22 protein-coding genes and 1 tRNA gene are annotated in these 25,244 nt (G+C 33.8%); 10 read left to right on the top strand and 13 right to left on the bottom strand.

Translation table 11 applies throughout. The features are described 5' to 3' along the window. The first annotated feature begins 9 nt into the window (after positions 1–9). Positions 10–94 (top strand) — tRNA-Ser (locus ACYSNM_RS00555). A 393-nt stretch (positions 95–487) separates the two neighbouring features. Beyond that, the gene (locus tag ACYSNM_RS00550; protein ID WP_461755179.1) at positions 488–919 is read left to right on the top strand and encodes a hypothetical protein; all 432 of its coding nucleotides are present in this window, start codon (positions 488–490) and stop codon (positions 917–919) included. A 71-nt stretch (positions 920–990) separates the two neighbouring features. Here the strand turns inward: ACYSNM_RS00550 and ACYSNM_RS00545 are convergent, their stop codons facing one another. The 3 genes from ACYSNM_RS00545 to ACYSNM_RS00535 all read right to left on the bottom strand — a co-directional run bounded on the left by ACYSNM_RS00545 (position 991) and on the right by ACYSNM_RS00535 (position 3,540). Continuing rightward, positions 991–1,278, bottom strand: coding sequence for a Dabb family protein (locus ACYSNM_RS00545; RefSeq protein WP_461755178.1), 288 nt, complete (start codon positions 1,276–1,278; stop codon positions 991–993). Positions 1,279–1,323: 45 nt separating this feature from the next. Continuing rightward, positions 1,324–2,751, bottom strand: a complete 1,428-nt coding sequence (locus tag ACYSNM_RS00540) for an MBL fold metallo-hydrolase (protein ID WP_461755177.1) — start codon at positions 2,749–2,751, stop codon at positions 1,324–1,326. 129 nt (positions 2,752–2,880) lie between these two features. Next, positions 2,881–3,540 carry a response regulator gene (locus tag ACYSNM_RS00535; RefSeq protein WP_461755176.1) on the bottom strand — a complete coding sequence of 220 codons (660 nt, stop codon included), beginning with the start codon at positions 3,538–3,540 and terminating at the stop codon, positions 2,881–2,883. A 286-nt stretch (positions 3,541–3,826) separates the two neighbouring features. On the opposite strand from ACYSNM_RS00535, the gene ACYSNM_RS00530 reads away from it, so the two are divergent. Further along, entirely contained in the window at positions 3,827–5,890 is a 2,064-nt protein-coding gene (locus tag ACYSNM_RS00530; protein WP_461755175.1) for a sensor histidine kinase, read from the top strand. Positions 5,891–6,006: 116 nt separating this feature from the next. On the opposite strand, the gene ACYSNM_RS00525 is transcribed toward ACYSNM_RS00530, so the two are convergent. The 5 genes from ACYSNM_RS00525 to ACYSNM_RS00505 all read right to left on the bottom strand — a co-directional run bounded on the left by ACYSNM_RS00525 (position 6,007) and on the right by ACYSNM_RS00505 (position 11,907). Further along, on the bottom strand, positions 6,007–6,996 hold the full coding sequence (locus ACYSNM_RS00525) for an aspartate-semialdehyde dehydrogenase (protein ID WP_461755174.1): 990 nt from the start codon (positions 6,994–6,996) through the stop codon (positions 6,007–6,009). A gap of 70 nt (positions 6,997–7,066) precedes the next feature. Continuing rightward, positions 7,067–8,767, bottom strand: coding sequence for a single-stranded-DNA-specific exonuclease RecJ (gene recJ / locus ACYSNM_RS00520; protein ID WP_461755173.1), 1,701 nt, complete (start codon positions 8,765–8,767; stop codon positions 7,067–7,069). Between the two features lie 3 nt (positions 8,768–8,770). Further along, positions 8,771–9,193 (bottom strand): OsmC family protein, encoded by a 423-nt coding sequence (locus tag ACYSNM_RS00515; protein ID WP_461755172.1) that lies wholly within the window; start codon positions 9,191–9,193, stop codon positions 8,771–8,773. A gap of 106 nt (positions 9,194–9,299) precedes the next feature. Then, the gene (gene rsmI, locus ACYSNM_RS00510; protein ID WP_461755428.1) at positions 9,300–9,971 is read right to left on the bottom strand and encodes a 16S rRNA (cytidine(1402)-2'-O)-methyltransferase; all 672 of its coding nucleotides are present in this window, start codon (positions 9,969–9,971) and stop codon (positions 9,300–9,302) included. 1 nt (position 9,972) lies between these two features. Then, positions 9,973–11,907 carry a hypothetical protein gene (locus ACYSNM_RS00505; protein ID WP_461755171.1) on the bottom strand — a complete coding sequence of 645 codons (1,935 nt, stop codon included), beginning with the start codon at positions 11,905–11,907 and terminating at the stop codon, positions 9,973–9,975. Between the two features lie 103 nt (positions 11,908–12,010). On the opposite strand from ACYSNM_RS00505, the gene ACYSNM_RS00500 reads away from it, so the two are divergent. The 6 genes from ACYSNM_RS00500 (at position 12,011) to ACYSNM_RS00475 (ending at position 16,930) form a co-directional block, all read left to right on the top strand. Then, entirely contained in the window at positions 12,011–12,619 is a 609-nt protein-coding gene (locus ACYSNM_RS00500; protein ID WP_461752728.1) for a thymidine kinase, read from the top strand. A 34-nt stretch (positions 12,620–12,653) separates the two neighbouring features. After that, the gene (locus ACYSNM_RS00495) at positions 12,654–13,892 is read left to right on the top strand and encodes an MFS transporter (protein ID WP_461755170.1); all 1,239 of its coding nucleotides are present in this window, start codon (positions 12,654–12,656) and stop codon (positions 13,890–13,892) included. 150 nt (positions 13,893–14,042) lie between these two features. Then, positions 14,043–14,807 carry an enoyl-CoA hydratase/isomerase family protein gene (locus ACYSNM_RS00490; protein ID WP_461755169.1) on the top strand — a complete coding sequence of 255 codons (765 nt, stop codon included), beginning with the start codon at positions 14,043–14,045 and terminating at the stop codon, positions 14,805–14,807. Next, positions 14,807–15,610: a hypothetical protein gene (locus tag ACYSNM_RS00485; protein WP_461755168.1), complete on the top strand. Its 804-nt coding sequence runs from the start codon at positions 14,807–14,809 to the stop codon at positions 15,608–15,610. The genes ACYSNM_RS00490 and ACYSNM_RS00485 overlap by 1 nt, the downstream gene beginning before the upstream one ends. 78 nt (positions 15,611–15,688) lie before the next feature. Then, a complete protein-coding gene (locus ACYSNM_RS00480; RefSeq protein WP_461752732.1) occupies positions 15,689–16,141 on the top strand; it encodes a 6-pyruvoyl trahydropterin synthase family protein in 453 nt (150 codons plus the stop codon). Positions 16,142–16,144: 3 nt separating this feature from the next. Beyond that, positions 16,145–16,930: a UDP-2,3-diacylglucosamine diphosphatase gene (locus ACYSNM_RS00475; RefSeq protein WP_461752733.1), complete on the top strand. Its 786-nt coding sequence runs from the start codon at positions 16,145–16,147 to the stop codon at positions 16,928–16,930. Between the two features lie 15 nt (positions 16,931–16,945). Here ACYSNM_RS00475 and ACYSNM_RS00470 read toward each other — a convergent pair whose 3' ends face one another. Both ACYSNM_RS00470 and ACYSNM_RS00465 read right to left on the bottom strand, forming a co-directional pair. Continuing rightward, on the bottom strand, positions 16,946–18,268 hold the full coding sequence (locus ACYSNM_RS00470) for an HTTM domain-containing protein (RefSeq protein WP_461755167.1): 1,323 nt from the start codon (positions 18,266–18,268) through the stop codon (positions 16,946–16,948). Next, the gene (locus ACYSNM_RS00465) at positions 18,261–19,193 is read right to left on the bottom strand and encodes a bifunctional riboflavin kinase/FAD synthetase (RefSeq protein WP_461755166.1); all 933 of its coding nucleotides are present in this window, start codon (positions 19,191–19,193) and stop codon (positions 18,261–18,263) included. Before ACYSNM_RS00465 ends, ACYSNM_RS00470 begins: the two co-directional genes overlap by 8 nt. A gap of 230 nt (positions 19,194–19,423) precedes the next feature. Between ACYSNM_RS00465 and ACYSNM_RS00460 the strand changes: the two genes are divergently transcribed. Next, the gene (locus ACYSNM_RS00460; protein ID WP_461755165.1) at positions 19,424–20,164 is read left to right on the top strand and encodes an endonuclease/exonuclease/phosphatase family protein; all 741 of its coding nucleotides are present in this window, start codon (positions 19,424–19,426) and stop codon (positions 20,162–20,164) included. A gap of 39 nt (positions 20,165–20,203) precedes the next feature. Here the strand turns inward: ACYSNM_RS00460 and ACYSNM_RS00455 are convergent, their stop codons facing one another. The 3 genes from ACYSNM_RS00455 to nusA form a co-directional block, all read right to left on the bottom strand. Further along, positions 20,204–20,878 (bottom strand): zinc metallopeptidase, encoded by a 675-nt coding sequence (locus ACYSNM_RS00455; protein WP_461755164.1) that lies wholly within the window; start codon positions 20,876–20,878, stop codon positions 20,204–20,206. A gap of 125 nt (positions 20,879–21,003) precedes the next feature. Further along, on the bottom strand, positions 21,004–23,943 hold the full coding sequence (infB, locus tag ACYSNM_RS00450; RefSeq protein ID WP_461755163.1) for a translation initiation factor IF-2: 2,940 nt from the start codon (positions 23,941–23,943) through the stop codon (positions 21,004–21,006). 50 nt (positions 23,944–23,993) lie between these two features. Continuing rightward, a complete protein-coding gene (gene nusA, locus ACYSNM_RS00445) occupies positions 23,994–25,232 on the bottom strand; it encodes a transcription termination factor NusA (protein WP_461752739.1) in 1,239 nt (412 codons plus the stop codon). Positions 25,233–25,244 lie beyond the last annotated feature (12 nt).

The following is a 25,244-nucleotide window of genomic DNA, read 5'->3' as shown; positions in this document are numbered from 1 at the left end:
CAGATTTTTAGAGAGGTGGCCGAGCGGTCGAAGGCGCGCGCCTGGAAAGTGCGTATACAGCAATGTATCGAGGGTTCGAATCCCTTCCTCTCTGCAACATCCCTTGCTACATAAGGGCTCAGCAATACTTACACCCAGTTTTACACCCATAAATGTACTACTGGGTGTTTTTTTTTACGAAACTTCCTTTTAAACTACTTTTATATAATTCTATACACACCCTCTATAGTATTTATTACATATTGCTTATTTTTAAGTACATACCTACTTATTGTATCAATTCAGAGATTAAACCTATACATAATATTTAGATCACTATTTGTTAGAATGCAGACCCCAGTAAATTCCTAGGATGGTACCCCTATTGGTCAATCACATCTACTAAACAAACCATTAAATGGCACTAATCAAAGGCTTGGGTAGAATTTACCGATTTTTTCTTGGCACTCTTATTGTATCTCTATAATACAACAATAATATAAACATTATGAAGAATACATTTTTTGTCCTGCTTTTTTCATTAGCATTTGGTTTATCTCATGGTCAGATAAAATCTAGGTCTACTACTTTTGGATTAGACTTAGGAGGCGCAGTTTCTATCTTTTTTCAAGATAACTCCAACTTAGGACTTACTAAAAGACAATACAGGGAAATTGAAGAATATAAAAGACGTTATGAAAGAGATTACAATTCTTGGTATAGAGGTGGTCGTCATAGTCAAAGAGAGTTAAGCTATAAGCAACAACAAATGATACAAAATATTCGTATCGACATTGAGAATATCTTGACTTTAGAACAAAGAAATACATGGTACTCTTACGATGATAGATATCAAAGAGGAAAGTATCACAAACCTAAGTACAAGAAAAAGAAACATAATAAACACTATTATAGCCATAAAAAACATGGCCACCATTAAAATCGTCTTTTCAATGATTACTTTAAATAGCTTGGTAAATAAGTTTTACTTAATTACCAAGCTTATTTTTTTTAATAGTCAATAGCTACCCTACTTGTAACAATTGAACGAACAAAGTCAATTAACTTCACATGCTCAGGATGTTTAGCATAGATATCCAGATCTTCCCACGAATCTACTATTAATGTTAGCACAACATCATAATTTTCACTAGGAGCAACTGCAAGGTTAAAATCCACTGCTATACTTTTTATTTGTGGTATAAATTCCTCTAAGGCTAATAATTCCTTTCTTAATTGTAATTTATTTTGCTCTTTATCTTGCTCTTTGAGCTTCCACATAACAATATGAGTAACCATATATCTTATTTTAAATTAACAATTATCAAAGTAAGGAAAAAAACTTTAATTAACCTGCGTTTTCTTCCCACATCCTATAGCTGAACAACAGCTTAGAGCCTCTTTCTGACTCAATTTACTGTAACCTCCTTTAACATCAACTACATTTGTAAAACCTAGTTTCTTTAAAATTGAACAAGCAATACTACTCCTATATCCTCCTTGACAGTAAACAAAAATTTGCTTTTCCTTATCTAAGGATTCACTTTTTTGGGCTAACTCATTCAATGGAATATGAAGACTTTTGTCTACATTACCAGCAGCGAATTCAGCGCTTTTTCTAACATCCAATACAATAGAATCTTCCGGCCAAGTAGTACTTAAGAATTTAGTTGGACATATTCTGTGAAAACTATCTAGTTCTTTATAAGTGGATAACTCTTGCACCCCTTTCTCAGTTAAGTAGCCTAATACATTATCAAAACCAACGCGTGATAATCTAGTTATAACTTCTTGCTGTTGTTCATTGGAACAGATTAGTAGAATTGGAGTATTAATATTTTTTATGAGCTCACCTGCCCATAAAGCAAATGATCCATCTAAGCCAATATGCAAAGCACTCTTTAAAAATCCTCTGCTAACCTCTACAGTAGGTCTTGTATCTAAAATCAAGGCATCATACTTGTTTTGTAAACTTAGAAACTGCTCTAAATTAAGTGGTGTATCTGATTGCTCTAACACCTTTTCCAATGGGGTACTTCCCTTTATATTTAAGAGTACGTTATCTGGAAAATAAGCCGGAGCACTAGTTAAACCATCTAGTAATACTCGGATGAAATCATCTTTACTAAGGCTAGGGTTTAAAGCATAATTCGTCTTCTTCTGATTACCTAGAGTATCTTGGGTTTGCTTACTCAAATTCTTTCCACATGCTGAACCAGCACCGTGATTAGGATAGACAATTAAATCATCAGGTAATGGAATAATTTTATTATGTAAAGAATCATATAAATGTGCAGCAAGAATTTCTGAAGTTATTTCTGAATTAACCAATTGTACTAAATCAGGTCTACCAACATCTCCTATAAATAAAGTATCCCCTGTAATAATACAAGAAGGCTTCCCACTTTCATCATAAATTAGATAGCAAACACTCTCCATGGTATGTCCCGGAGTGTGTAAAACTTCGACTTTAACATCCCCTACATTAAACACTTGATTATCATATGCTATTATTGCCTGGTAGTCTGGTTTTGCTGTAGGTCCTAAAACAATTTGGGCATTGGTCTGATTTTTTAAATCTAGATGCCCGCTTACAAAGTCTGCATGAAAATGAGTCTCAAAAACATATTTAACAATTGCATTATCTTGTTGTGCTAAATTTAAATAAGCTTGAGTATCTCTTAGTGGATCAAAAATAGCACATTGGTTATTGCTATATAAGTAATATGCCGCATGGGACATACAATTAGTGTAAATTTGTTGAATCTTCATTATATGGTTTTAAACCAAAAATAAAGCAAATCAAAATCTATTATACTGATAATTATCAGCTTACACTTTTTTTTAAAAAAACATTTCCCACTATATCTATCAAAAAAACAGATATTTAGATTTTTTTAATTACACAAACCCTAATTTAATAGCATTTTGCACTAATGTAGCTGTATCATTTACCCCAAAGGCATTCTTCATTTTAGCTAATCGCTTTTTAATTGTTGGATTAGATAAAGGAATATGATTATCAAGCTCCTGTAATTTATAGCCTTTAGCTAAGAATACTAAAATAGCACGATTGTAATCATCATACATCATTTCTTTCCTAACAATTTCGCTTAAACAATGTTTTACAATATCACTTTGATAGCGAACTCCTTGTAAAACTTCATTTACAATCGAAATTAAACTTAAAGGGGAAATTTCATGTTTACTTGCTAAACCATCTGGTCGCACATTTTTTACAATTTCGTAGATGGTAAGAACCTCAGTGTGCCCTGTAAGCATTAATGTCTTACAATTTGGCATAACTTTGTTTAAATAGACAATAATATCTCCTCCATCTTCCATCTTCGCATCCGGTGCATTTGGCACGGAATAATCTACAATAGCCAAGTCAAAAGACTCTCCGTTGTCCACAGCGAGATCAATACATTGTTTGGCAGACTCACAATCGAAAGCCTTTTCAAAGCTTGCCTGTAAGAAATTTTCCTTATCTTTAGCTAAAGCCAAGACATATCCTTCTACAATTAAAGGATGGTCATCTACTAATAAAATCTTAAGCATAACTTGTCATATAATAGAAATACTACTTGTTTAAAGTATCAAATATAAGAACAATAATTCACAATTTGTTTTTTTTTATTATCTACAAAAAGCGATAATCTCTATTATTTCCCACAAAATAACATTTAATATGTATAAATACAATAAAGTTAACAAACAGGAATTCATAGTACAAAGCTTTCTTATTTTTAATAAAAATTTACTATCGTTCATAAAAAAATAATTCTTTCTATAGTTATTTGTCCTACATTTATCTCAAATTTAAATTTTAGAGAGGTATATAAATATGGTATCCTATTTCAAATTGATTGTATTGGCTGTATGTGTCTTCCTATTGTTGTCTTGCAATAAGGATAAGCAGTATGCAGACTATACCCTTTTAGGCCCTTTAACCAATAATCTAACAGAGAAAGATTCTCTGTATGAGGATAAGGTAAAGGAGCTCTTAAGTATTGCTAATCAGATTCAAGAAAACACACAGGAAAATAGAAACCTCTTCGTTACTATTTTACAAAACAGTAGTAATACAATTGATTCTATAAACTTTAATAAACTGATTAACAAAGCGCTAGATTATTCCCTTCAAAAGAACGATTTACACAATCAAGCAGATTTATATCAAATTCAATCTCGAAGCTTTTATAAGACACAACAATTAGATAGTACCTACTCTAACTTGGTTAAAGCAGAAAAAATTTTCAATACTTTAAATGATAGTTTAAAGTCAGGTCACTTAGCCTTAGCAAAGGCTAAAATACTTTTCGAAAATGGTATTTTTTCTGAAAGTGAAAAAGAGAACATTAAGGCAATAAAATACCTCAACAACTCAGATGATTTTATCTTAAAATATGAAAGCAATCATATGATGGGATTAAACTTAACAGAATTACTTGAGTTTGAAGAAGCAAAAAAATACTATGATATTTCTGCTATTGCTATAACGGAAATGGCCTCGAAAAAGACCTTACCACAAGACAGAATAGACTTCTTTCTTTCCAATTTAAATAATAATTTATCTCATTTATACTATCATGCCAAAGATTACCCAAATGCTAAAAAATATGCATTAAAAGGTATCTATGAGAATCCAAGTTTGGATCAAAATCCACAATTACACTCTACTTTATTGATCAACTTACTTAAAGCAAAATTAGAGCTTAATGAATATGAGAATATACTTCCACAAATACAAGAAATAACCTTTTTAGAAAAAGACAATAGATCCATTGGTTTATATGCAGGAGGAATTCCAAGTGCTTTAATGGTTGAAGCTAACTATTATAAAAAAATGGATCAAACTCAAAAAAGTTTAGCCTCCGCTAAGCAATCTTATATAATCTCTAAAAAGGAAAGAAGACTACAAAACACCAAAGAAGCCCTAGCTTTTTTAGCTGCTAACGACAAAGAAAATCAAACCCAATATATCAACGAATATATCCAATTAAATGACACTTTAATGAACTTAGAGCGTCAGACCAAAAACAAATTTGCAAGAATAGAGTTTGAGGTCGATAAAATAAGCGAGTTAAATAAAAGGCTAAGTGGTAATAATCAAACTATCCTTATTCTTACTTGTCTATTGGTGTTTGGTTTTAGTATCACCATGTTTTCAATCATACAATATGCGAAAAACAAACGCCTATTATTGAGAAATAAAAACCAATTAGCTAACGAGAAAATTTATAAGCTAATGTTAGAGCAAAAAGAACTAGCAGAAAATGCTAAGTTCTCTGAGCGAAAAAGAATTGCCAAAGAACTCCACGATGGGGTTATCAACAGAATATTTACAGCTAGATTCCATTTAATGCAACTAGATTGCTTTCCACCAGAAAAAAAGGATGTATTAATAGAGGAACTACATAAGTCGGAGCAAGAAATTAGAACGATTTCGCATATATTGAATACAAAAGTAATGCACGACGCTGACCCTTTTGATGAATTATTAGAAAACTTAATTTCCAATCAAAACAATCCTTTCAATACCAGATTTATTTTCCAAATGGATGAGGATATCAATTGGCATCTATATAGTAATGAACAAAAGTTAAACATTTATCGAATCATTCAAGAGTCCTTACAAAATATCAATAAATATTCTCAAGCTTCCCAAGCTATTATATCCTTGACAGGTATTAAAAATAAGAGAGTTAGAGTGAAGATTTCAGATGACGGCATTGGGTATAATAAAAATGACCCTAGAATCAAAAATAAAGGTCTAGGCATGAAAAACATGAATGAGAGGATTAAAGAACTTCAAACTCATTTGGTAATTAAAACCTCAAAAGATCAAGGTGTGAGCATCTGCTTTGATGTTAAGCAAAAGTATGAAGACTCATCTTATCTGGATTAATTCTACCTCCTTTGCTTACTACTATAACTATATTAAATAAAAAAAGAGCATTTTAGAAAAAATGCTCTTTTTTTATACTGTTTTCAAAAGAATGTATCTATTGAAATTCTACTGTACTAAACTAGATTATTATCTACTAAGTATTGTGCTATTTGAACTGTATTTGTAGCAGCTCCTTTACGTAAGTTATCTGCAACAATCCATAAGTTGATAGCATTTTCACAGCTAATATCCTTACGTATTCTTCCTACAAACACATCATCTTTTCCTTCTGCAAATAATGGCATCGGATAAGTATTAGTATCTGAATTATCTTGTAATACAACCCCTTGAGTATTTTGTAAAATAGCTCTAACTTCTTGTACAGAAACTGGCTCTTCGAATTCAATATTAACTGCTTCACTATGACCTCCTACTACTGGTATTCTCACTGCTGTCGCAGCAACCAAGATAGAGTCATCCTGAAGGATTTTCTTAGTTTCATTTGAAAGCTTCATTTCCTCTTTTGTGTATCCATTTTCTTCGAATACATCACAATGAGGAATTGCGTTTCTATGAATAGGATAAGGATAAGCCATCTCTGCTTTAATTCCTTTGTATTCATTTTCTAATTGCTCTACTGCCTTAACCCCAGTACCAGTGATTGATTGATATGTAGATACAATAACTCTTTTAATTTTATGAGCTTTATGTAATGGAGCTAAAGCCATTACTAACTGTGTAGTTGAACAGTTTGGATTAGCTATAATTTTATCTTCTTTTGTTAACTCACTTGCGTTAATTTCCGGAACAATTAATTTCTTAGTTGGATCCATTCTCCAAGCAGATGAATTATCAATTACTGTTGTACCCACCTCAGCGAATTTAGGTGCCCACTCTAAAGCGATACTACCTCCTGCAGAAAATAAAGCTATTTCTGGTTTCAATGCAATAGCCTCTTCCATAGATTTAATAGAGTATTTCTTCCCTTTAAATTCAATTTCTTTACCTACTGATCTTTGTGAAGCAACAGGAATTAACTCTGTTACAGGAAAATTTCTCTCTGCTAATACTTTAAGCATGATTTCACCAACCATTCCTGTAGCTCCGACTAATGCTATTTTCATTTTTTATATTTTATAGTTGTTTTATTGTCAACAAATTTATTTTTTTAAACAGTAAAAAACAAATTTTATACTAAACCATTTGCATGTCTTTTAAGACTAACTGCGTACTTGATTTGCCTCTAAAGTAGTTTTCTTGAATTGTATAAACTAAATTAGAAAATCGGCGATTTGTAATTTCTTCAAAATACTTCCCAAAACCAAAACCTAAAACTGCAAAGGACACTGTATCTTGTCCTCTTTGTTTTACATATAATTTTAGATGTTCCCTATTTTGTCCCATAGGATGCCCTTTTCCTATATCATATACATTGCTAGTTAGAAAAACCGGCATCTCATTATCTTGACCAAAAGGCTCAAATTGTTTCAAAATCCTAAGAAACTTTGGAGTAATTACACTGAGATCTATTTTTTGATCTATTAATAATTGAGGAATTAAATCATCCTCAGTAATACTATTATTTACAATACTCTCAAACTTCTTCTTAAAGCTTGTGTAGTCCTGTTTTCTAATAGTTAAACCTGCTGCATATTTATGTCCTCCAAATTGAACTAAATATTCATTACATTGCTCAATGGCTTTATATACATCAAAGTTCTTCACTGAGCGTGCTGAACCGGTTAAAAACTCTCCATTTTGCGTAAATACAATAGTTGGTCTATAGTAAGTTTCAATTAGCCTTGAGGCAACAATTCCTAGTACACCCCTATGCCATGTAGGATCAAAAACTACAGTAGCTTTACTATTAATTTCCATGGAATCGGTAATTTTCTTTAAAGCTTGTTCTGTAATATTATGATCGATATGTTTACGCTCTTCATTAAGAGAAATAATATTTTTAGCACTAATTAGAGCCTGCTCATAAGTAAGCTCTGTTAATAGCTCTACGGCATATCTACCATGCTCTAACCTCCCGGCTGCATTAATTTTTGGCGCAATCTTAAATACAATATCTTGTAAAGTATACTTATGCTGGGGATAAAAAGAAAGCAAGGCCTTTATCCCAGGTCTTGGATTAGCATTAATAACTTGTAAGCCGAAGAAAGCTAAAACTCTATTTTCACCAGTTAAAGGAACAACATCTGCCACTATAGCCATAGCTACTAGATCTAGATATCCTTGTAATACCTCTGGTCCATTGTTATTGCGTTGTTCTAAGGCTTGAATAAGTTTGAATCCTATCCCACATCCACATAGGTCTTTATAAGGATAGAAACAATCTTTCTGCTTTGGATCTAATACTGCACTTGCATTTGGAATTTGATCTCCTGGTAGGTGATGGTCACAAATGATAAAGTCTATACCAAGATTTTTAGCATATTCCACTTTATCATTACTTTTTATACCACAATCTAATGCAATAATAAGGGTAATCCCCTTTTGCTTAGCATAATCTATACCCTGAAAAGAAACTCCATAACCTTCCTCATAACGGTCTGGAATATAGGTTCGTACATCTGAAGAAAACTTCTTTAAATAAGAGGATACTAAAGCTACAGAAGTGGTTCCATCTACATCATAATCTCCAAAAACAAGTATACTTTCCTTGTTTTCCAAAGCATCCGATAAGCGCATAACGGCCTTATCCATATCTTTCATCAAAAATGGATCATGTAATAAATCTAGTGTAGGACGAAAAAAATCTTTGGCTTGCTCGAAGGTTAGAATATTTCTTTCCACAAGCAGCTGACCTATTACTTTGTCAACTCCAAGTGCTTGTTGTAGTTGTTCTACCTTTTTTTTATCTACTTCTGGTTTGAATATCCACCGCATTGATTATTTATTATGGAAATGAATATTAGTTTGCACGTTCGCAAATCCTTTGAACATATTCATTACACCACAATAATTTTCAATGGATAAATTTACGGCACGAGTTAATTTGGCCTGGTCTAAATTATTTCCATAAAAATGGTAATCTAAAATGACATCTGTATAAGTTTGTGGGTCTTCTTCACTCAAAACTCCTTCGGTCTCCATTTTGAACTCCTCTACCTCTAAACGCATTTTTTTTATTAAATGGGCTACATCCAAGCCACTACATCCAGCTAATGCAGAAAGCATTAGAGCTTTAGGACGTAATCCCATACCATCTCCTCCATTTTCTTTTCCAGCATCAATGCGGATAACATCCCCACTTGGGTTGGTAGATTCAAATTGCATATTTTCAATCCATGTTGTAGTAACTTTATGTGACATAATTTATCTGGTTTTGATTCAATCCAAATGTATCAAAAAAAAGTCAATGTATCACCTATAACAAGTGACACATTGACTTTAAGTTGATCTATAAAAGACTATAGATTTATTTTTTCCCTGCTACAACCACTACAATTTCTCCTTTTGCCGGTTTAGCTTCAAAATATTCCAATACTTCTTGAACAGTTCCTCTTTTAGTTTGTTCATGAAGTTTAGATAGTTCTCGTGAAACAGATATTCTTCTATCTTCTCCAAAATACTGTATAAACTCCTGTAAAGTTTTATTTAGCTTGTGAGGAGAAACATAAAAGATCATGGTACGTGTTTCTTCTGCTAAAATCAGAAAACGAGTTTGACGGCCTTTCTTTTCAGGCAAGAAACCTTCGAACACAAATTTATCATTCGGTAATCCACTATTTACTAAAGCTGGTACAAAAGCTGTAGCTCCTGGTAAGCATTCTACTTCAATATTATTTTCTACACAAGCTCTTGTTAATAAAAAACCTGGATCAGAAATAGCTGGTGTACCCGCATCGGAAATCAAAGCCAAATTTTCACCGTTTTCCAGTCTTGAAATTAGATTCTCCACTGTTTTGTGTTCATTATGCATATGATGACTCATCATTGGAGTCATAATTTCAAAATGCTTTAATAACTTACCACTTGTTCTTGTGTCCTCTGCTAAGATGTAATCTACTTCTTTTAACACTTTAATCGCACGAAAGGTCATATCATCTAGATTTCCAATCGGTGTTGGCACCAAATATAATTTACCCATATTAATTAAAACGCTTTTCAATGATTAACATAAAACGATCTTCATATTCTTGTTTTCCTTCCCAGTTTCCATATTCAGGCTTTACTAAGTGGTCAATCAAGCTTTGTGCTTCAGCAAAAGTACTTACTGTATTTAATTGGGATAATACTCTATTGAAATCTTCTCCACTACCACCAAATAAATTCTTTTCAAAAGCAATTCTATCATTTAATCCAACACTAATTGTATTGTTATAAATATCATTAATAGACTTTGTTTTTTGAATATGTGGCTGAGTAACCGAAGTAGATTCTAAGTTAAATAAGGTATCTTGGCTAGAAGCTGACTGATTGTCCTGTGCTAAAGAACTAGAATCCTTAACTTCTTCTTGCTCTTTTGAATCAGAAACTCTTTCGAAATTTAAATCCATAAAGTTAAATCCATCAAATGGGTCTACTTCTCTTCTGTCATGAAAAGCCCCTTGTGTTTGATTAGAAGATTCTCTTGACTCTACTTTTATTTGTTCCTCTAGAGCTATTAGCTCCTCTAAATCCTTTTCTTCTTGAATACGTTGCATTTCTGCTAAACGCTCTCTTTCAATAGCTTCTTTTTCGATTAATAAGCGAGCTTGTTCTAAAGCATTTACATGTTCCAAAGCAGCTTGCTCTGCAGCAATTTCTTGTTCTAAGATACGCTCTTGTTCTAGGGCTGCTTGCTCAGCGGCAATACGGGCCTGTTCGGCAGCAATTTCTTGCTCTAAGATACGCTCTTGTTCTAGGGCTGCTTGTTCAGCGGCAATACGAGCCTGTTCGGCAGCAATTTCTTGCTCTAAGATGCGCTCTTGTTCTAGGGCTGCTTGTTCAGCGGCAATACGAGCCTGTTCGGCAGCAATTTCTTGGTCTAAGATACGCTCTTGTTCTAGGGCTGCTTGCTCAGCGGCAATACGAGCCTGTTCGGCAGCAATTTCTTCTTCTAAGATGCGCTCTTGTTCTAAGGCTGCTTGCTCAGCGGCAATACGAGCCTGTTCGGCAGCAATTTCTTGCTCTAAGATGCGCTCTTGTTCTAAAGCTTCTAATTCTAAAGCAATACGAGCTTGTTCGGCAGCAATTTCTTGCTCTAAAATGCGCTCTTGTTCTAAAGCAGCTTGCTCCGCAGCGATACGAGCCTCTTCTAAGATGCGCTCTTGCTCTAAAGCTTCCTGCTCAGCGGCAATTTCTTGCTCTAATAGCTCTTCTTCAAAAGCAGCTTGCTCAGCAACAATACGAGCCTCTTCCAAGATGCGCTCTTGTTCTTGGGCCAAAATCTTATCTGTCTCAGAAGTTATTTGATTTTGAAGCTCTTGCTGACCTTCTAAAGTTTGTAGAGATTCAACCGCAAAATTAGCCTCAGAAATAATATCTTGTACTAAGATCTGCTCCTGAATAGACATATCTTGGATATTTTCTACTATAAGAGAATTATTCTCTTGGGTATCCTCTTGCTCTGCTTCTACTTTATCTAGAAAATCAAAAACTTCTTTTTTATCTAAATCTTCTTCAGACTCCTGTAAATCCATCTCTTGATCAAAAGTATATACTACTTCTTTTATAGCAGGAGTTTCAAAGCTTACTTCTGGAGAAATCTTCTCCAACTGTTGTATATGATCTAGCTCTTCCTTATCCCCATCTATTACTAAAGGATAATCCTGTTCTAATAGATCCTGCGGCATTTGATGTCTTTGTTGCTCAGCTAGCAACCCCATACTCTGTCCAGAATATTGCTCTAGTTTTTGGTCTAATTCTTCTTGACTAATATCCTTGATAAGTCCTAATTCAAAATTATCTTGATAAAACTTTAAAATCAATAACTTTTCATAAAGGTTCTTTGCATCGTTCAACAAGTTATCTACATCTTTATTTTTCATACGCAAAATGCGATGCGCCATACTGAGTAATTCTGTTTCTAAGACCTTCTTCATAACTTTTAATTTCTATTAGTAAATTTCGCAGCTTTTTTTTGATAAATTTGCTTGGTACAAAATAACAAAAAAAAAACGCTGTTCTCAGCCTGAAATTTACAAAATGTTTCTCGAAAATCCTGTCAATCATAAAGAACAATTTGGTTCTATAGAAGTAATCTGTGGTTCAATGTTTTCTGGTAAAACAGAAGAACTTATCAGACGCTTGCGTAGAGCTCAATTTGCAAAACAAAACGTTCAAATATTTAAACCCGCACTTGATACTCGTTATCACCATGAATATGTGGTTTCCCATAACGATACCCAGATTAAATCGACACCTGTAGAAAATGCTGCAGAAATATTGGAACTAGGAAAAGAATGTCATGTAGTAGCTATAGATGAGGCTCAATTCTTTGATAATAATATTATTCAAGTTTGTAATGACTTAGCTAATATGGGAATTCGTGTAATCGTTGCTGGTTTGGATATGGATTTCAAGGGACAACCTTTTGGACCGATGCCAAATTTAATGGCTATTGCCGAATATGTAACCAAAGTACATGCTATATGTACTCGAACTGGTCATCTTGCAAATTATAGTTTTAGAAAAACAGAAAGTGAAGATTTAGTTTTTCTTGGAGAAACTCAAGAATATGAACCTTTATCTCGAGCGGCTTTTCATTTAGCGATGTCTGAACAAGAACTAGCAAAGAAAAATAAAAAAGAATAAGAAGTGAACTAACAACCAACCCCACTTTGTAATTATGCGTAAAATTATTCAAATTTATATCGATTCTTATAGGGGGCTATCTAGTGCTTCATGGATGCTTTCCATCGTGATGCTCATTAATAGATCTGGCTCCATGGTATTACCCTTTCTTGGAGTCTATATGACTAAAGAATTAAATTTTACACAAACCCAAATTGGCTATGTATTGGCCTGTTTTGGTGTTGGTTCTATCTTTGGTTCAACTATTGGAGGATGGATCACCGATAAGATAGGTAATTACAAAGTACAATACATGAGTTTACTGTGTAGTATTCCGATATTTATTATGCTACCCCATTTCACCTCTGTCATTGGTCTAGCTTTAATGATGCTTGTGCAAAGCACGGTAAGTGAGATGTTCCGACCAGCAAACTCAGTAGCAATAACCATGTATGCAAAACCAGAGAACATTACCCGAGCCTTTTCCTTGAACAGAATGGCGGTGAATCTTGGATTTTCCATTGGCCCAGCTATGGGAGGTTTTCTAGCAGCTTTTTCATGGGCTTTACTTTTTTATGTCAATGCTTTTGCAGCTTTTGTTGCAGCTATTGTCTTTATTTATTTTTTTAGAAATAGGAAAACCAATAAAGAAATATTAAAGGAAATGCAACAAGAACAAGACAACCAAAAGGAGATACAATTAGAGGAAGTTCCTGGTATATCCCCTTATAAGGATAAACCCTTCTTACTTTATTCTTTCTTTTGTACGTTATATGCAATTGCCTTTTTACAGCTCTTAAGTACCCTACCTATCTTCTATGATAAAGTTGGTGGACTTGGAGAGATAGAAATTGGATTGGTTCTAGGGTATAGTGGTCTACTTATTTTCCTTACAGAAATGCTTTTAGTCTACGTAGCAGAACGTCATCTTTCCCTTAGAAATGCAATCGTTTATGGAGTAGTTATAAGTGCTTTTGGTTATGCAATATTAGCCTTTGATTATAGCTTAATAGCTATTTATATTTCTATGTCAATATTATGTCTTTCTGAAATGTTAGCCATGCCATTTACCGCCACAGTTACAGCTATGCGTGCAGGAACACAAAACAAAGGAGCTTACATGGGAGTAAACGGACTTGTTTTTGCTATTGGATTCATCGTAGCTCCAATTTTAGGAACTAAGGTAGCAACAGATTATGGCTATAGTACTTTATGGCTATTAACTGCCCTGCTAGTAGTTATTTCAGCAATTGGCTTGCATTATTCCATAAAAAAAATGAAATTAGAACAATAATTTACCCAAAACATACATTATATATTAAAGGATAGCTTATTGGCTATCCTTTTTACATTAGGTTAATTGGCAAGTAAAACTTTGACTTTTACCATCTAAAAGTCTTCGTCTTAACAAAACTTCCCTTATATTTAGATTAAATCATAAACAATGAAAGAAAATTCTACAAATATACAATTGAACGTAAAAGATAAAGTTGCAACTATATCTTTTTATAGTCCAGCGAGCAACTCTTTTCCAAGTTCATTATTAAACCAGTTAAGTCAACAAATTGACCAACTAGAACAAAATCCAGAAATCACCACGGTTATTTTAAAAAGTGAAGGGGAAGGAGCATTTTGTGCAGGTGCTAGTTTTGATGAATTATTACAAATAACCACAAAAGAACAAGGTCATATCTTCTTTAATGGTTTTGCAAAAGTGATAAATTCTATCCGAAAAAGTTCAAAAATATTCATTGCTAGGGTTCATGGTAAAACTGTAGGTGGAGGAGTTGGGCTAGTAGCTAGTTGTGACTATGCTTTTGCTACCGACCAGGCTTTTATCAAATTATCTGAGCTAGCTATCGGGATTGGCCCTTTTGTAATTGAACCAGCTGTTTCCAGAAAAATTGGTAAAATGGCAATGAGCGAGATGACTCTAGAGGCACATAGTTGGAAGTCTTCTTCTTGGGCATTTGAAAAAGGGTTATATAATGAACTTTTCCATACCACAGACCAAATGGATCAAAGTATAGAAGAATTCTCCAAGAGAGTAAGTTCTTATAATCCACAAGCCCTACAGCAAATGAAGCTAGTTTTTTGGGAAGGAACCTCTAACTGGGATGAGTTATTAACCCAGCGTGCTACCATATCTGGGGAATTAGTCCTATCTGATTTCACTAAAAATGCCTTAGAGCAATTCAAAAAAAAATAATGAATAAAAGAAATATTTCCACTCTCCAAACAGTGTTTTTTCTGGTTTTACTCATAAGTACTTCTGCAGTATTGGGGCAAAGTAAATCTTCTAAATCAGATCTATTAACGGACAATAAACCCTTTAGTCATATGGGGCTATCGGCTGGATTTTCCACTTTAGGAACAACCATTGAAGTTTCTACACCAATAGCTAAAAGATTAAAATTGCGTGCTGGAGTAGATTTTTTCAAATATAATACAAAACAATTTTCCATGGATTTACAGGATCCTAATGGAGTTTTAAAAGAATACTTTCACACTGAACCAAAGCTTAAAACAAAGGCGAATATCCATTTATTCCATGCCCACTTATTAGTAGATTATTATATTTTCGAAAAAAGTATCTTTTATATAAGTGCTGGTGTATACTTGGGCAATACCAAATTTGGAACAAAAGGAAGATTAGAGGATCAGTATGGTAATCTTATAGAATTAAAACCTGGAAAAGATTGGCCAGAAATTATTTTTGATGGTAAAAAGTTGGAAGTAATACAAGCAAGAGTAGATGCAGAATTAAAATTAGGAGATGTAGTAAAACCTTACCTAGGTATAGGTATTGGTAGAGCCATTCCCAAGAATCGATTTGGAATCAAAGCAGAACTTGGTATCATTTATCAAGGAGCCTATTCTATCTACCAAAATGGACAAAAACTGCCTACATTAACCCGTTCTGAGCTATATATTGAAGACAGCCAAAAGTATACTAAATGGTTAAAGTGGTGGCCAAAAGCTAGCATTCAGCTGAGCTATCGCCTATTTTAACTAACCTTGTTTCAAAAGCAAAGCAGAAGATTCTCAAAACAGGCTATTTTTACTTACCTTTGTGAAAATTTTTTACTTATGCCAAAGATTAGAATAACAAAGCAATTTACATTTGAGACAGGTCATGCATTATATGGATATGATGGAAAATGTAGAAATGTGCACGGACATAGTTACAAACTTGGAGTAACAGTGGTAGGTAGCCCTATTGAGGATAGCAGCAATGTTAAATTTGGAATGGTTATTGATTTTGGAGATTTAAAAAAGATAGTAAAAGAAGAAGTGGTAGATGTATTTGATCACGCTACTGTCTTCAATCAAAATACCCCACATTTAGAGCTTGCTAAAGAACTTCAACAAAGAGGACACCATGTAATTTTAGTAGACTACCAACCTACGAGTGAAAATATGGTGATTGATTTTGCTCATAAAATAAAATCAAGACTTCCTGAAGGAATCGAACTTTTTAGTTTGCGTTTACAAGAAACGGAATCCTCTTATGCAGAATGGTATCAATCTGATAATATGTAAGATTTGGAAATAACTATAAATACAGATAAAACTGTTTATTTCACCTCAGATCATCACTTTGGTGCACCAACCAAAGCCAAAAGTCTTCCAAGGGAACAGCTATTTCTACAATGGCTAAATGAAAAAGAGCAAGATATGGGCGCTTTATTCATCTTAGGAGATTTATTTGATTTTTGGTTTGAATATAAAACAGTAGTACCTAAAGGCTTTGTCCGTATTTTGGGAAAATTAGCCCAGCTAAAAGATAAAGGTATACCTATTTATTTTTTTGTAGGTAATCATGATTTATGGATGGATGACTATTTCCAGCAAGAGCTTGGAATTCCAGTTTTTCACCAACCACAAGTTTTCCATATTAATGGTAAATCTTTCTTTATAGGTCATGGAGATGGTCTAGGACCTGGAGACCTAGGCTATAAAAGAATGAAAAAAGTCTTTACCAATAAATTCTCTAAATGGCTATTTAGATGGTTGCATCCAGATATTGGAGTAAAACTGGCTTCCTATTTATCCGTAAAAAACAAACTTATCTCTGGAGATGAAGACATCACCTTTTTAGGAGAAGATAAAGAGTGGTTAGTGATTTATAGTAAAGCTAAACTAGAGAAACAGCATTATGACTATTTTATCTTTGGTCATAGACATTTACCTATGATCTTAGATTTAGGCAATAATTCTAAATATGTCAATTTAGGAGACTGGATTAACTACTTTACCTATGTAAGTTTCAAAAAAGAGCTTACTTTGATAGAATATAAAAAAGAATTAAACGATACGAAAACTTCCTAACTCAGGAAGTTTTTTTTATGGTAGATCTTCTGGTTTATCTAAGATCCAAGTCGCAGGCCAAAAATAATCCCATTTTTGACTAGCTAAATCCACCTCTGAATCCACAAAAGGGCGATATGTCCTGTTATTTATCGAAACATAGCTTCTTGCAAACACTTGCACATCTTGTCCCTTTTGGGCATAATGCTTCTTAATAACTTGAGCCATTTGCCATATCATATCTGGAGTGTTCAGTCTTGCTTGCTGTTTAGGTGTAAGCATCGTGTCTAAGTCAAAAGAATGTCTCTTTTTTGAGTTTTTATCCTCTACAGTATAATAAGTATACCCTGAGCGTGAACGAAGCATCATACGCCACGATAAACGGTGTGCTTGATCCGTCCAAAGCATATCACTACGTAAAAGATATCCTCTTAAAGGCAAAAGTATCTGAATCACAAATAAAGTTCCTAAAATGCTTAATTGTACATTAGATAAATATTTAGTTTCTAAGTCCTGTTTAGTTAATTCCAAAGCTGGTTTTCTTTTAAGGAAAAGACTTCTAATAAAACTTGGACTATAAAAAAATACTGCAAAACTAAGTGCGAAATAAGGAAATATCCCTATTTGAAGAGTAATAGAATTAAAAAGGTGGAATACTAAGGCTCCAAAAAAAGCATAGTTTCTAGTTGGTTTATAAAGTAATAAAGGAACAATTAAAGCATCAAATAAAATACCTAGATAAGCTATACTCAACACAAACCATTGTTCAGTAAAAATAGCTTTAAAGGAATCAGGTATATTAGCATACTGATACATCAAACCAATAAAATCGCCATTAAGCCAATCGGGATAAAACTTAGCCAAGGTTCCATAAAAATAAACCAGAAATATTTGGCCTATAAATAACCACTTTACATACACCGGCATCCATAATCTACTTTTATGTCTTTTGTTTTTCACATCCAAAGAACAATAATCATTTGCAGGTAAAAAGCACATAAACAAGCTTATTATTAGCAATAGATAATAGTGATTATTATAAGAGGTCTTTTGTAAAAAATATGCTCCTGCCCATAACAGGGTAACTAAAATAATACTAAGCCTATATCTGTAACCTAACATAACACCTAAAGAGGCGATGCCCATCAAACCAAAATAGACATACATTTGCGGACCTACTAAGACTTGTAGAAAATCCATATGGATAAAGGAGAAAGTCATTTTAACTTCTACTAAATTATCCCTTACCCATCCTGTGGCTATAGCCCCAAAGGATTCACACGCAAATAAAAAGCCAAAGATAATTCTGAAAACTATTAAAGCAGAATTATCCATAGGATAGAAAGCCTTCTTAAACATTGTCCTGAAAATACTCAAGTGTAAAAACCTTATCTTTATTTAACTGTTGTACTAATTCATCTAAGCTTGCAAATTTCTGTTCGTCTCTAATTCTAGCTAGTATACTAACTTGAATTTCTTTCCCATAAAGATCCGCATTAAAGTCAAGGTAATTCACCTCTATACTATATGGGTGATTTTCAAATGTAGGATTAAATCCCACATTCATCATTCCTTTTACTTTTCTCCCGTCCAAAACAGACTCTACTACATATACACCTGATTTAGGTACTAATTTATAATCGTACTTTAAAACTAAATTAGCTGTTGGAAATCCAAGGGTTCTGCCCAATTGCTTTCCTTTTACAACTGTTCCTTCAAAGAAGTAATTATAGCCTAAATAACTATTAGCAATCTTTATATCTCCTTGCTCTAATGCTTTTCTAATCTTAGTAGAACTAATAGAAACACTGTCCAGTTCTTTGGCAGAGATTTCCTCTACTTCAAAGCCAAACTCTTGTCCATATTGCTTAAGTATCTGTATATCCCCAGTCCCGCCTTTTCCAAAGCGATGGTCATACCCTATGATAATCTTAGCTATATTGAATTTTTCAACTAAAACTTGCTGTACAAACTCCTTAGCACTTAAAGATGAAAATTCTAAATCGAATTTTTGCACAACTAAGTTATCCAAGCCCAAGTTATCTAGAAGTTGTTGTTTTTCTTCTAGAGTATTCAATAAACGAATATCCTGCTCTTTCTTTAAGACCATTCTAGGGTGAGGAAAAAAAGTAAGTAAAAGACTCTCCATTTGCATTTGCTTTGCGCTTTCCACTAAGTCTTTAATGATTTTTTGATGCCCCAAATGAAGCCCATCAAAGGTTCCAAGAGTTGCTACTACTTTTTTATTACAAGAAAATTCGTTTATGGAAGAAAATGCTTTCACTTTAATTTAATTACAAAGATTAGATTACTACATTTGCCCCTTCCTTTAAAAGGGTACAAATACAAGGATGTTCAAAAATACATCATTTTTATAAAACCAAGACGATATTAGGCTACAACAAATCCATTGTCTTAAAATAAATCCACATAATGACTACTAGTTTACAAAAAAAATTCTTCTTAATACTATTTCTTTTCCTTTGCATCACGATACAAGGACAGGTAAAAATAATGACATGGAATTTAATGAACCTAGGTAAAAGTAAAACTCCCGAGCAAATCACTTATATAGCTACTATATTAGATAAAGCAGATATTATTGCTATTCAGGAAGTGGTTACTAATCCAACAGGAGCACAAACTACCGCAAAAATACATCAAGAATTAAATAACTCTACCTCTTCTAAATGGGATTACGTCATTAGTGAACCAACCCAAAGTTCCCCATATCGATCAGAGAGATATGTCTATTTCTTTAAAACAAGTCAAGTAAAACTTAAAAATAAACCATATTTAGATCAACATTTTGCTCAACAAATAGAAAGAGAACCTTATGTAGCTACCTTCACCTATAAAGGAAAGGAAATTACTTTGTTGAACTTTCACGCTTTACCTAAAAAGCACCAACCAGAAACAGAAATAAAATATTTTAGAAATTACCCAAGTCTTTACATTGATCATAACCTTGTCTTTTTGGGGGATTTTAATTTAACACAAGCCCATAGTGTATTCAATCCCATAAAAAAGATGGGATATGAACCAGCTTTTACCAAGCAAAAAACAAGCTTACGTCAAAAGTGTATACAAGGAGATTGTTTAGCTTCGGAATATGATAACCTATTTCACAATAGTGCAAATATGTCTATAACACATAGTGAAGTTATCTTGTTTTTTGAAGATTTTGAAGACTTAGAAACAGCAAGAAAACTCTCTGACCACATCCCCTTATTGGTACAATATAATCTGAAATAAATAAAAAAGCCTAACTCAAAAGAGTTAGGCTTTTTTATTTTAGTTACGTCTTTGAAAAATACTCACATAATAAAGCAAGGTTCCCAAAGAAGAAATAGCCGCTATAAGGTAAGTTCTAGCTGCCCATTTTAAAGAGTCTTTAGCAATACCTAATTCTGAGCTGTTAACCATATTGCTCTTCTCTAACCATTGAAGTGCTCTATGGCTAGCATCATATTCTACTGGCAAGGTTATAACAGTAAATAGGGTAGTTAAAGACAGCATAATGATTCCAAGCAAAAGAAGCGATGGATAACTATTAATCAGAACTACACCACCTAATAATAAAAAGGGCACAAATCTTGAACTAATGTTGACAATTGGAACTAAATTAGACCGTAATTTCAGCCATTTATACCCATAAGCATGCTGGACAGCGTGTCCAACTTCATGAGCTGCTACAGCCGCCGCAGCAGCATTCCTTTCATTATAGACCACTTCACTTAAGTTTACCGTTTTATCCATTGGATTATAATGATCCGTAAGTCTACCAACAGTAGAAATAACTTTTACATCATAAATACCATGATCAAAAAGCATTTGTTGTGCAATCTCTGCACCGCTTCTACCATTGGCTAATGCAATAGTAGAATACTTTTCCATTTTGCTATTTAATCTCCCTTGGATAATATATCCTAAGAAAGAACAAATAATTAAAAAAATCCAAATTCCCATTTTTCAACGTTTTAGTTAATAAAACTATCAAAACATATTCCATTCACATTAAATAATGACAAAATGACACAAAAAAAAGGGGATTACTGTAGTAACCCCCTTTTCTATAATATATTAAAAACTGACTATTTCAATTTTTTCTTAACTTCTACTTCTTGGAAAGCTTCAATTACGTCATACTCTTTAATATCGTTGTAGTTCTTAATCTGGATACCACAATCGTATCCTTTAGATACCTCTTTAACATCATCTTTGAAACGACGTAAAGCAGTGAACTCACCTGTGAAGATAACTACACCCTCACGGATTAAACGAATTCTAGAGTTACGGTAGATCTTACCATCTGTAACCATACATCCTGCAATTGTACCAACTTTAGAAATCTTGAATAACTCACGGATTTCAGCAGTACCTGTAACTTCTTCTCTTAACTCTGGAGATAACATACCTTCCATTGCATCCTTAAGATCGTCAATCGCAGCATAAATAATAGAGTAGTTTCTGATATCAATTTCTTCTTTATCAGCTAATGCCTTAGCAGAAGCCATTGGACGAACGTTAAATCCGATAATAATAGCATCTGATGCAGAAGCTAATAACACGTCAGATTCTGTAATCGCTCCAACTCCTTTATGAATAATATTGATTTGAATCTCTTCTGTAGATAATTTAGAGAATGAATCAGATAATGCCTCAACAGAACCATCCACGTCTCCTTTTAAGATAATATTCAATTCCTTGAAATCTCCTAAAGCAATACGTCTTCCAATCTCTGCTAAAGTAATATGTCTTTGTGCTCTTACCGATTGCTCACGAACTAATTGAGTACGTTTAGCGGCAATTTGTTTAGCTTCTTTCTCTTCTTCGAATACATTGAATTTATCTCCAGCTGTTGGCGCACCATCTAAACCTAATACAGAGATAGGTCTTGAAGGGCCTGCTTCTTTTACAGAATTACCACGCTCATCATGCATTGCACGAACTTTACCATGGTTACAACCTGCTAATAAATAATCTCCTACTCTTAAAGTTCCAGCTTGAACTAAAACAGTAGAAACGTATCCACGTCCTTTATCTAAGAAAGCTTCCACTACAGTACCTGTAGCTAATTTATTAGGGTTAGCTTTTAACTCTAACATTTCTGCTTCAAGTAGTACTTTCTCTAATAATTCTTTCATACCAATACCCTGCTTAGCAGAAATATCTTGTGATTGGTATGTACCACCCCACTCTTCAACTAAGAAGTTTAAAGCAGCTAATTTTTCTTTAATCTTATCTGGATTAGCCGTTGGCTTATCAATCTTGTTAATAGCGAAGATAATTGGAACACCCGCTGCAGTTGCGTGACTTATCGCTTCTTTAGTTTGAGGCATGATGTCATCATCCGCCGCAATCACAATAATAACGATATCTGTAACTTGCGCACCACGAGCACGCATAGCCGTAAAGGCCTCGTGTCCTGGAGTATCTAAGAAAGTAATCTTTTGACCTCCTTCTAAAGTAACTCCATATGCACCAATGTGCTGCGTAATTCCTCCTGATTCACCTGCAATCACGTTCGCTTTACGAACATAATCTAATAAAGATGTTTTACCGTGATCCACGTGTCCCATTACAGTAACAATTGGAGCTCTTGGTTGTAAATCTTCTGGTCTATCTGGAGTCTCTTCAATTGCCTCATCAATATCAGCAGTTGTAAAGTCTACTTCATATCCAAATTCGTCTGCAACAATAGTAAGTGTTTCAGCGTCTAAACGTTGATTCATCGTTACCATGATTCCCAATGACATACAAGTTCCAATTACTTTTGTAATAGGCACATCCATCATCGTTGCGATTTCTCCTACAGTTACGAATTCTGTTACTTTTAAAACTTTATTTCCAGCCTCTAGAGCTTTTTGTTCGTCATCTGATTTTTTACGGTGATCCGCACGTTTATCACGACGATATTTAGCAGCTTTAGATTTGTTTCCTTTACCTTGTAAACGCTCTAAAGTCTCCTTAATTTGGTTTTTAACCTCTTCTTCTGTTGGCTCAGCTTTAACAACTGGAGTATTTGGACGTTTTTGGTTGTGATTTCTATTACCAAATTTCCCACCACCTCTGTTGTTATTGTTGTTCCCAGAACGTTGGTTTGCACCAGCTGGTCTATTCTTATTATCCGTGGATGTGTTTGCACCACCTTCAGAATTTGCAGGCTTAGCTATACGTTTTCTTTTATTCTTACCTGCTGCACCATCTTTAGCATTAGCCTGGTTCCCTTTCTTAGGATCTTCTTTTTTCTTCTTAGGCTTATCAAATTGAGATAAATCAATTGTCTGCCCAGTAAAAGTAGTTCCAGAAAGCTTTTGGTAATTAGTTTTAATTACTTCATCCCCTAACTTCGGTTCTTCAGTATCTGTGTTTACTTCCACATCAACCTTTTTGTTTCCTGGTTTTTTAGATGAAGTATCTTGACCTTCTACAGAACTTTTCTGTTGTGGTTTCTCTACCTCTTTTTTAGCTTCCACTTGCTTTTGTGTGTTCGTTATTTTCGTTGCTTGTCTTTGTTCAACTTTAGCACTTGTTTCTTTTTTATCTTTAGAAACAGTGGCATCTATGTTTGAAGAATCCTTTTTTACAGATTCTTTTTTATCTGAAACAACATTCTCTACTTTTTTAGAATCACCTGAAGGAGCTTTAGTTTTCTTAGGGTCAAGATCAATCTTACCAACAGTTTTTAATGCAGCAATTTCTTCTGCCTTAGCTCTGATGATTTCTTGTTCACGTTTTATACGTGCTTCCTCTTGTTTTTTCTTCTCTTCAAGTTCCTTATCGCGCTCTTGTTTCAAAACTTCTCTTTCTTTCTTCTTCTCCTCACTTACTTCAATAGAAGCTTCCTTCTTCCCTTTATCAGCAGAAAAATTCTTACACAAAACACTATATTCCTCCTTAGAAATTTTAGCATTTGGTGTTGCGTCGATTATATCGTACCCTTTGCCTTTCAAAAAGTCTACGGCTCTATCTAGAGAAATATTTAATTCCCTTAAAACTTTATTTATTCTTATTGCTCTTTCTTCAGACATATTATCTTTTTAGTGTATTAAATGTGTTGTGTTGCAGTTATAGTAAATTCCTAGTCTTCGAACTCTTCGTTCAAAATACGAATAACGTCTTCGATCGTTTCTTGTTCTAAGTCTGTTCTTTTTACTAACTCTTCAACACCTAGGTTTAATACGCTCTTAGCAGTATCCAAACCAATCCTATTAAATTCTTCGATTACCCACTCGTCGATTTCGTCTTTGAATTCTCTTAATTCTACGTCATCATCTTCTGGGTCCAATTCGCGCATTACATCGATATCATATCCAGTTAACATTCCAGCCAACTTAATGTTCTGTCCTCCTCTACCGATTGCACGTGACACCTCTTCCAAGTCTAAGTAAACATTTGCTTTCTTATTACTCTCGTCAATTACCACTTTATTGATCTTCGCTGGCGCTAAAGCTCTTTTGATAAATAACTCTGTGTTTTCTGTATAATTGATAACATCAATATTTTCGTTACCTAGTTCACGAACAATACCGTGAATTCTAGATCCTTTTACACCAACACAAGCTCCAACAGGATCAATACGATCATCATAAGTATCCACTGCAACTTTGGCTTTTTCACCTGGGATACGAACAACTTTCTTAATAGTAATTTCTCCTGACTCAATTTCAGGAATTTCTTGCTCAAATAATTTCTCTAAGAACTTAGATGTAGTTCTAGACATAACAATTTGAGGCTTAGTACCTTTTAACTCAACAGATTCGATGATACCTTTAACGGTATCTCCTTTTCTAAAGAAATCAGAAGGAATTTGTTTATCTTTCGGTAAAATGATTTCATTCTTACCTTCATCCATTAAAATAGCGATTTTCGGACGCGCATGGTGAACTTCAGCTGCGTAAATTTCACCTACTAAATCTTTAAATTGCTTATATAATGTAGTATTATCATGTTCAGTAACCTTAGAGTATAGATTCTGACGTAAAGCTAAAATTGCTCTTCTGTCTAACCCCTCTAATTTCACTTCTTCAGAAACTTCTTCACCTACCTCGAAATCCGATTCGATGCGTCTTGCTTCTGATAAGGAAATCTCCGCATTTTCATCTTCTACTTCCCCATCGGCAACAACAATTCTATTACGGAAAACTTGACAGTCTCCTTTATCTGGATTAACAATAATATCGAAATTATCATCTGATCCATACTTCTTTTTTAAAGCGTTTTTTAAAACATCTTCAAGAATTGCCATAAGCGCTACACGCTCAATATCTTTTTCGTCTTTAAATTCTGAGAATGAATCTACTAAATCTCTATTCTCCATGGGATATGTTGT

Source organism: Myroides sp. LJL116 (assembly GCF_054871685.1).
This window is presented reverse-complemented; position numbering and strand designations above follow the sequence as displayed.